We start from the raw sequence: 8,472 nt of genomic DNA on the forward strand, positions 1-8,472 counted from the left end.
CTCGGCTATCGCCTCGGTCGCCTATGGCCATGATCTGTGGCTGTTGGCGCGGGCGTCCTGTGTGGGAACACAGAAAGTCGTGAGAAGTCGCTAATAAATCTCCTTAGATCGTGCGGGAGCGGAACCCTTCGGTAGCAGTGAGCACCCCGTCGGTATCCATGGCGAGGGCGCCGTAGCCAGGCTCTTGATCCACCCGTTGCATGCCCGCTCGCCCCTCGAGGAAGCAAATCGTCGCTAGCGCGTCTACGCGCGCGATGTCGGGCCCCACCACCGTGAAGCTCAGCCATGGGCTCTCGATCGCGTCACCCGTGTTTGCATCGCGAAGGTGTCCCGGCCGTTCCGACAGGCCGCTGGTCGCAATCGCCGCATTGCGAAGTGCCACACGTGCGACGAGTGTTGTATTGCGGCGCGGGTCCACCACGCCGACACTCCAGCCGATGCCTGCAGGTCCGCCACCTGCGGCGGTGATGTCGCCGCCGATACCGAGCGAGAAGTTCTCGACGCCGTGCTCGCGCAGGATCGCGCCTGCCACGCCGATCGCCCACCCTTTTACGTAACCGGCAGGCTCAAGGCCGCCGTCACGGCCAGCGTGCCACGCATCAAAGATGCCACCACTCTCTTCGTGGAGTGCCTCGCAGATCGCCAAGATCTCTTCGGTCTCGGGGTGGGCATCCGTTCTCGAGAGCACCCCATCGCGAATACGGCAGATCTCGGAGTTCGGTCGATAGGTGGAGAAGCGCTCCTCGATCTCGTTCAGACGATCAAATGTCGCTTCCACAGCCACCGATGGGAGTGGGCCCACAACTGCGAGCGACGCTGCTGAACCGAAGACCTTGCGAACAACCCGCGTGACGGCCTCGTCTAAGGTGCCGCTCAATAGGTGGCCTTGTCGATTGCCGCCTGAAGTGAGGTCGCATAACCGCCCCAAGAGAACGTAGCTCCGGAGCATGCCCGCGGCTTGAGCTTTTGAAAGGCGCTCCCGGTTGATTTCCCTGCGGCAAGATTGATAGCTGCGCTGTTGAAGACGGACGCTGTGCACGCAGGACCCGAATTGCCGATTGGGCCCGGCCCAGTCTGCTTCACCGATGCCTTCGTCACCTTACCGCCACTTATCGTCACCGTCACCTGCATGTTGCCATAGGTGTAGTTGACGTTTCTCCCCGTGTAGGTCCCGCTATGAACGGTTGCCACCGGTTTAGGAGTCGGCTTTGGCGTTGATGCTGGCTTAGCTGCCGCGGTTGTTGCCAGTCGTCGCGTGGCCGACGTCAGAATTGGCGAATTAGATGTCTCGGGTCGCGCGCTCGGATCTTGCGTTAGCCCCACCGCACCGGCGATGGCAGATTGCGGCGTGGAGCTAATGACAAGTCGCAAACCTGCAATAAAGAAGATGGACGTCATCAATGGTCGCCTGGTCATTGTTAGTACCTCGCCTTATCTACTGCGGCCTGCAGGGAGTTAGCGTAGCCCCACCACGAATATGATGCCCCGCTGCACGCGTTTGGCTTGAGCGAGACAAAGTCATTGCCCGCAGAACTGGTTGCCGCAAGGTCTATTGCCGCACTGTTGAATACGGCCTCGGTGCACGCACGACTTTGGTAACCGATCTTGTTTTTTCCACTCTGTACGGCTGAGGCAGCGGTCACCTTGCCCCCACTGATGGTGACGGTTACCTTCATGAAGCCGTAGTTGTAGTTGAAATTGTTTCCCGTATAAGTGCCGTCATGCACAGTGGTAGTCGGCGTTGGATCGATCGTTGGACTCGCCGAAGGATCGGGGGTCACCGATGGGTCAGGTGAAATGCCGCCAATCCCCGCCTGGGCCGGTGGCATGTAGCCGATGATCAGGCGCAGCCCTGCGATCGTAAAGATCAGCGAAATCAATCCTCGTTTTGGCATGGTCCTGCTCCTCTCTGCCCTGTCGGGCTACCAGCTGAATCGCTCAAGATGGATTTGTTCGTGCGGCACGCCGATGTCGCGAAGGCTCTTCTCGACCGTCGCCATCATGCTCGGCGAGCCACACAGGTAAACGTCGCGCTCACGTACGTCGGGATAGGCGGCCCAGAGTCCACCCGGCGAGAGTGGGCCGTCGTTGAAGGCGAACTGATCTCGGCTCCCCGTCACAAAATCAATCGTTGAACCACGCACCTCAGCGATACGCGTCAGCTCCTGCTTGAAAATGACCGACGCGTTGGATGGGGCGCGGTAGAGGAGTGCCATGTCGCCGCGGCGTACTGGGAGCACCTCGAACATGGCGCGGAGCGGCGTGATGCCGATGCCGCCAGCGATCAGCAGCACCTTCTCATGCGTACGCGTGGCGCCTGAGAGGATTCCGTATGGCCCCTCGAGGAAGATGCGGGTTCCAGGCTTGATACGTTGCAGATCACGGGATCGATCACCAATTGCCTCAATGGTGAAGCGCAGGTGGATGCCGTTCGGGCCGGCAGAAATTGAATATGGATTGGAGCGCCACCAGCCCTTGGCGTTTAATACGCGAATGCCGAACCACTGTCCCGCTCGTACTGGCAACTTATCCATGGCGCGTCCGGTGATCCAGAGAGAGGCGACTCCATCGCGCTCGATGACGACCTTGTCGACATAGAAGCCATGCCGGAGGTTGCGCACGAGCGGCTCGATGAACCGGTACAGGATCAGCGGTGCAAATGCAACGATATAGAGGCCTATCCAGGTGTTGCGCGCAAGTTCGTCATCAACGAAGTCGATACCAAGCGTGAGCTGGTGCAAGAAGCCAAGGGCCATCGCAACGTATACGTAGAGGTGAATGCCGTACCAGGTCTCGTACGCCATGCGCGCACGTGCTGCACGAATGGAGACAACGGCAACGAGGATCAGAAGTCCAAGGCCGATGGTGCCGCCCAGGCCGCCAGCCTCAAGGATCGTAAACGTGTAGATCTGATTCCAGACTTCGCCGATCGTTGGAACCGTCGTGGTACCCGAGTAGCCAATCGTTGAGGTGATGGCATGTGCGCCAATGAACCAAACGCTGGCAAATCCAGCGATTCCGTGGAGGCGCGCTGCCTCATCGCTTCCCAACACTTGGTCGATGAACGGGGCGCGCGACATGAGGAAGATGCCAACGAGTGCCAAATACGTGCCGAACAGCGCCGTGAGCTGCCCGATCGCAGTGATGGCATTCAGGGGGCTGTCAAAACGATCAAGGCCGCCGTGCCGGACCCACATCGCACCGATGATCACGGCGATGCCGAGCACCCCCCAGTTGAGGTCGCTGGGCGTGATCGACCAACGCCGCGGCAACGGCGGGCTCGTTGGCACAACTTGGCGCGCGGTATCGGGACCACTGGCGGTTCTCATACCTTACATTGTCGCGGAATTAGGCTTTTTGGTCTTGTGTCCGATCAAATTCCAGTCCCTCCAACGTGGGAGGGCTCAAATTTTTGACGCTCAACGCGCAATCACCGTCCCACGCCAATCGGCGCCAGCGCTCCGTGGCCAACTCTCAAGAGGTCGGCTGGAGCAAGTTCAATTGATCGACCCCGTTGGCCGGCGGAGACAACGATCGTAACGTGTGCGCTCGCCCCAGCATCAAGGAGCAGCGGTAGCGGGCGCTTGGAGCCGAGCGGGCTCACGCCGCCTGGCACGTATCCTGTAACACGGCGCACGCTCTCGGCATCCGCGAGCGCGGCGCGTTTGGCGTGCAGCGCTGCGGCAACCCCCTTCTCGGAGAGCTCACCACTGCTCGGCACCACCGCAAGCGCAAAGAGGAGGCGCACGTCTTTCGCGCCCTCTATTGCGAGCACCAGTGTCTTATAGAGGCGATCGGGTGAAATGCCGAGGGCGGTCGCTGCGGCGTCACCGTAGGCGATGCGCTCGCCGCGATGCTGGTCCACGCCACTGAGTGGCTCGAGCTCATATTCATGCAGCGTAAACGAAACACCGTGCTCGATGAGGAGTGCAATCGCCGGAGTGCCAGCACCCATAGAGGCTACTCCTTGGCGGTGAGTGGAATACGCACGATCATGCGCGCGCCACCACCAACGGCGCTTTCCACGGCAATCGTGCCGTTGTGCGCGCTGGCAATGGATCGCGCGATGGCCAGCCCAAGCCCCGCTCCACCGTGGCTGCGCGCCTGGCCGGCACCACGATAGAAGGGCTCGAAGATGCGCTCGCGCTCGGAGAGCGGCACGCCCGGGCCTTCATCGTCAACCCAGATTGCAGCGAAGCCCGCAGAGACACTGGTACCAATTGTCACCGACCCGGACGTTGGTGAGTGGCGAATTGCGTTTTCAACGAGGCCAAGCACCAGCTGAATCAGTCGATCGGTGTCGCCCGAGATGGTGAGGCGCTTGCGGCCAATGTTTGCCTGCAGCTCAAGGCCGACGCGCTTGGCCATTGGCCCAGCGCGTTCAACTGACTCACGGGCAACGTCATCAAGATTGATCGGATGTGGGTCAACGGTCACCATGCGTTCGCCGCCGTCGACGCTCGCCTGCCGACTGGAGAGTGTGAGTAGATCGGCGCTCAAGCGACCGAGTCGCTCCGACTCCGCTGCGATGCCACGGAGCAGGTCGAGGCCCGCCGGCTTCACGAGGCCTTCACGCTCCAGGATTTCGGCGCTGGAGAGAATCACCGAGGCTGGGGTGCGCAGCTCATGGGAGGCACTCGCCACCAGCGCGCGTTCTCGCGCGGCGGCAGCGGCGATAGGGGCAAGGGCTCGACGAGCGATCAGCAGCGCCATCACCAGCGCACCGCCGAGGGAGAGGAGCGCAACAAGTACAAGTGAGCCGAACAGGTTCTGCCGCTGGGCATCACGCACATCGAGTCGGCCAGCCACCTGCACATAGCCGAGCACCTTGCCGTTCAGGTCCTGCGGGTGCCGGATCGGCGTCGTCACAACGCGGAACTCGACGCTGCCGATCAGCACTGTTTGCGCAGATGGTCGCGTAGCCGCGGCATTCATCAGTGTCAGGATTGGAAAATCGGCGCCACCTCCCGCGGAGCGCGCGAGGATCGCACCATTTGCGTCAAGCACGGCCCAGGGGCCACCAGCTCCGTACTCCTGCTCGGTGAGCTCGGGCGGAATCGAGGGCGGCGCATCAGCGCGATGGACCGCCGCGACAACAGCAAACGACACGGTGGCAGCAGACGGCGCGTGACCACTGTCGCCCTGACCATCATCTGGTTCACCACTAGGCTTGGGAACGTCACTGCTCGGGCGCGGGGAGCGATCCTGCCCTGGATCTTCTGATTCGCTTGGACTTACTGATGCGCCCGGCCCTTCGGTTTCGTCAGGACTTTCGCTCGGATTTGGCGAGGTGCTCGGACCGGGAGAAACCCCTGGGAGTGGCGGCAGCTGGGCTTGAATCACGACTACGATGCGTTCCGCCCGCGCCACGAGGGCGTTATCAAGACCGGCATCAAGCGCGCTATTGCCAGCAACGGCCCCACCAACACCAACGACCGCCACGATGAGCGCAGTGGCACCGAGGATGAAGAGCGACATCTGGCGACGGGTTCGCGCGAGGAGCGCCTCGATCCCCTCACCCTTGAACTCGTCGCGGAGCGGCACGGCTATTTCTCCTTTGGTGCGTCGGTCAAGCGGTAGCCAACGCCGCGCACCGTCTTGAGCAGGTCGCTGTATCCGGCCTCTTCAAACTTCTTGCGCAGGTAGTGCACGTACAGGTCAACGACATTGGAGTAGACATCGGGCTCAGCCCCCCACACCTCGTCGAGCAGCTGCTGCCGTGTGAGGGCAATGCCACGATTGCGAATCAGGTAGGCGATCAGTGCGTACTCGCGCGCCGAAAGGTCGATGACCTTCTCACCCGCGGTGAGCGCATGGCGCCCCTCATCAAGCAGCAGGCCGGGTACCACCTCGCGTTCGGCCTCGCCGCTCGCCGACATCTCACCGCGGCGCCCAAGGGCGCGCACGCGCGCCAGCAGCTCGGTGGCGGCAAACGGTTTTGTGAGGTAATCGTCAGCGCCTGCATCGAGCCCCTCGACGCGATCGTCGACGGTGCCGAGGGCGGTGAGCATCAGGACTGGTGTGGTGTCGGCAGCGTGGCGGCGGTCGCGCAGGATTGACGAGCCCTCCAGATCAGGGAGCATACGATCGAGAATGATGAGGTCCCACGACGCAGACTCCCAGAAGGTGATGCCGTCGGCTCCGGTCGCGCAGAGCTGCACGGTGTGGCGCTCGGCGGTGAGGAGTCGCGCAATCAGCGGGCCAAGTCGGGCGTCGTCTTCAATGAGGAGAATCTTCATATTCTGATCGTGGCGCGCATCGGTGAATCGGTCAAGCGAAATGGTGCGCATCTTTGAGATTTCACATCTGCGTGCGGAGCAGATTGCGAGATGAGATGTGGTGCGCCCTGAGGGACTCGAACCCCCGACCCTCTGGTCCGAAGCCAGATGCTCTATCCGCTGAGCTAAGGGCGCATGTGCGTATCTTCGCTTAGATCGCCAGATCACTGGTGATACTGGTCGGGGCGAGAGGATTTGAACCTCCGACCTCGTCGTCCCGAACGACGCGCGCTACCAAGCTGCGCTACGCCCCGACCGATCCCGCACCGCGGGAGGGGAAGGATAGCGGATTGGCGCTACCCTTCGCCCATGAACCAGGCTGCGAACGAGGTGATCCTGCAGGTCGCACTGACCTTCGATCACGATGCCATTAGCTCGGACGTAGAGAAGGAGCATCTCCCCTTCGATCGCTCCACAGGCGAGTTCGGCCCGCGAGTTGGCCTGCCGCGCATTCTCACCATCCTCGCGCGTGAATCCGTGCCTGGCACCTTCTTTGTTCCAGTGCATACCGCACACACCTGGCCCGAGAGCCTCGCCGCCATTGTCGCCGGCGGCCATGAGGTTGGCTGCCACGGCTGGGCCCATGAAGACCACGCCGCCCTCCCCGCCAACGAAGAGCGCGACCTGATCGTGCGCCAGAAGGCGGCCCTCACCACAGCCGCCAAGAGCGCCGGCTACACCGCACCCATCGTTGGCTTCCGCGCCCCTTACTGGTCGCTCTCTGAACAGACCCTCAAGTTTGTGGAAGAGGCGGGCTTTACCTACGACTCGTCGCTCGCCTGGGAGGAGACGCGCATCACCCCCGTGCGCCATGGCGACAAACACACAACAGAACGTTCAACGCTTGGCACCGATGGCACGCTGCTCGAAGCACCGATCAGCCACTGGCTCGACGACTGGCCCTGGTTCGAACCGGGGCGCGGCGGCGGACCGGCATCACCCCCGAGTGCCTTCGCCGAAGTAGCCCTTGCCGAGCTGCGCCTGGCGCATGCCCGCGCCACGGCAGACAAGAGCCTGCGCAGTGGAGTACTGACCTACACCTTCCACCCTGAATGCATTGGTCGCGGCAGCCGCGCCGAGGTGCTCGAGGCGATCATTGCTGCAGGAAAAGCCCTTGGCGGCGTGCGCTTCACCACCCTTGCCCAGGCGGTCGCCGGGCGCCCCTAGCCAGCCAGGGAGGGCTCAAAGAGCCAGGGGAGAGTGGGACCCTATGCCCGCCAGCGTCGGGCCCCACGTATACCTAAGGCGCCCTCCCCCCGATTCCGTTTCACGCCCTCCAGGCACCCACTCAGCCAAAGCTAAACCCCCCTGCCCACGCTCCGTGGACAGGGGGGTGAGTGTGCGTGTACTGCGTGTTACTGCACGCTCTGTGGGCCGTTCACGCCGGAAGTGGTCGTCGTGCCATCGCCGAGTTGGCCGTAGCCGTTATCGCCCCAGCAGTAGGCGGCACCACTCGCGGTGAGGCCGCAGGAATGATTGCCGCCTGCACCGATGCTGGCGAACTTGAGGCTGCCGATTACCGCCTGTGGGCCATTCACGCCGGAATCGGTCGTCGTGCCATCGCCGAGTTGGCCGAAATGGTTACTGCCCCAGCAGTAGGCGGCACCACGCGAGGTGATTCCGCAGGTGAAGTGGTAGCCCCCCGTTGAGAGCGAAGCAAACTTGAGGCCGCCAATTACCGCCTGTGGGCCGTTCACGCCGGAAGTGCTCGTCGTGCCATCGCCGAGACTTCCGCCGCCGTTATAACCCCAGCAGTAGGCGGCACCACGCGAGGTGAGGCCGCAGGTTTGATGCTCACCGGTGAGAATGCTCGCAAACTTGAGGCCGCCGATTACCGCCTGTGGGCCGTTCACGCCGGAAGTGGTCGTCGTGCCATCGCCGAGTTGGCCGTAGCCGTTATCGCCCCAGCAGTAGGCGGCACCACGCGAGGTGAGGCCGCAGGCGTGATACCAGCCAGCGCCCAGGCTTACAAACTTGAGGCCGCCGATTACCGCCTGTGGGCCGTTCACGCCGGAATCGGTCGTCGTGCCATCGCCGAGTACGCCGGAGCCGTTATAACCCCAGCAGTAGGCGGCACCACGCGAGGTGAGGCCGCAGGTCCGACTGTAGGCAACTGCGCTGATGCTGGTGAACTTGAGGCCGCCGATGACCGCCTGTGGGCTCGACGCGTTACTGGTCGTGCCATCGCCGAGTG

General features: G+C 62.7%; 9 protein-coding genes and 2 tRNA genes. 1 reads left to right on the plus strand and 10 read right to left on the minus strand.

The features are described from left to right. Window positions 1-103 precede the first annotated feature (103 nt). From AC3LCN_RS04190 to AC3LCN_RS04230, 9 genes are all read right to left on the minus strand, one after another. Window positions 104-877 (minus strand): FAD:protein FMN transferase, encoded by a 774-nt coding sequence (locus tag AC3LCN_RS04190; RefSeq protein WP_488648838.1) that lies wholly within the window; start codon window positions 875-877, stop codon window positions 104-106. Further along, window positions 874-1,416, minus strand: coding sequence for a hypothetical protein (locus AC3LCN_RS04195; protein WP_488648839.1), 543 nt, complete (start codon window positions 1,414-1,416; stop codon window positions 874-876). The genes AC3LCN_RS04190 and AC3LCN_RS04195 overlap by 4 nt, the downstream gene beginning before the upstream one ends. A gap of 2 nt (window positions 1,417-1,418) precedes the next feature. After that, window positions 1,419-1,895 (minus strand): FMN-binding protein, encoded by a 477-nt coding sequence (locus tag AC3LCN_RS04200; protein ID WP_488648840.1) that lies wholly within the window; start codon window positions 1,893-1,895, stop codon window positions 1,419-1,421. Window positions 1,896-1,922: 27 nt separating this feature from the next. Continuing rightward, window positions 1,923-3,329: a ferredoxin reductase family protein gene (locus AC3LCN_RS04205; RefSeq protein ID WP_488648841.1), complete on the minus strand. Its 1,407-nt coding sequence runs from the start codon at window positions 3,327-3,329 to the stop codon at window positions 1,923-1,925. A gap of 101 nt (window positions 3,330-3,430) precedes the next feature. Continuing rightward, complete coding sequence (locus AC3LCN_RS04210) at window positions 3,431-3,955, minus strand: YbaK/EbsC family protein (protein ID WP_488648842.1); 525 nt, start codon at window positions 3,953-3,955, stop codon at window positions 3,431-3,433. Window positions 3,956-3,960: 5 nt separating this feature from the next. Then, window positions 3,961-5,544 (minus strand): sensor histidine kinase, encoded by a 1,584-nt coding sequence (locus tag AC3LCN_RS04215; protein WP_488648843.1) that lies wholly within the window; start codon window positions 5,542-5,544, stop codon window positions 3,961-3,963. 2 nt (window positions 5,545-5,546) lie between these two features. Then, window positions 5,547-6,239 (minus strand): response regulator transcription factor, encoded by a 693-nt coding sequence (locus AC3LCN_RS04220; RefSeq protein ID WP_488648844.1) that lies wholly within the window; start codon window positions 6,237-6,239, stop codon window positions 5,547-5,549. A gap of 98 nt (window positions 6,240-6,337) precedes the next feature. After that, a tRNA-Arg gene (locus AC3LCN_RS04225) sits at window positions 6,338-6,413 on the minus strand. 42 nt (window positions 6,414-6,455) lie between these two features. Then, window positions 6,456-6,532 (minus strand) — tRNA-Pro (locus AC3LCN_RS04230). 55 nt (window positions 6,533-6,587) lie between these two features. Between AC3LCN_RS04230 and AC3LCN_RS04235 the strand changes: the two genes are divergently transcribed. Next, window positions 6,588-7,445 (plus strand): polysaccharide deacetylase family protein, encoded by an 858-nt coding sequence (locus tag AC3LCN_RS04235; protein WP_488648845.1) that lies wholly within the window; start codon window positions 6,588-6,590, stop codon window positions 7,443-7,445. A 188-nt stretch (window positions 7,446-7,633) separates the two neighbouring features. On the opposite strand, the gene AC3LCN_RS04240 is transcribed toward AC3LCN_RS04235, so the two are convergent. Further along, a partial coding sequence (locus AC3LCN_RS04240; protein WP_488648846.1) for an RCC1 domain-containing protein occupies window positions 7,634-8,472 on the minus strand: 839 nt, incomplete at its 5' end.

The organism is Candidatus Limnocylindrus sp. (assembly GCF_040397215.1).
Taxonomy (GTDB): Bacteria; Chloroflexota; Limnocylindria; order Limnocylindrales; family Limnocylindraceae; genus Limnocylindrus.

What these genes read in the sequence shown, in the direction of transcription:
- AC3LCN_RS04195 (WP_488648839.1), bottom strand. Translation starts at nt 1,416, where the DNA reads ATGACCAGGCGACCATTGATGACGTCCATCTTCTTTATTGCAGGTTTG.
- AC3LCN_RS04200 (WP_488648840.1), bottom strand. Translation starts at nt 1,895, where the DNA reads ATGCCAAAACGAGGATTGATTTCGCTGATCTTTACGATCGCAGGGCTG.
- AC3LCN_RS04205 (WP_488648841.1), bottom strand. Translation starts at nt 3,329, where the DNA reads ATGAGAACCGCCAGTGGTCCCGATACCGCGCGCCAAGTTGTGCCAACG.
- AC3LCN_RS04210 (WP_488648842.1), bottom strand. Translation starts at nt 3,955, where the DNA reads ATGGGTGCTGGCACTCCGGCGATTGCACTCCTCATCGAGCACGGTGTT.
- AC3LCN_RS04220 (WP_488648844.1), bottom strand. Translation starts at nt 6,239, where the DNA reads ATGAAGATTCTCCTCATTGAAGACGACGCCCGACTTGGCCCGCTGATT.
- AC3LCN_RS04235 (WP_488648845.1), top strand. Translation starts at nt 6,588, where the DNA reads ATGAACCAGGCTGCGAACGAGGTGATCCTGCAGGTCGCACTGACCTTC.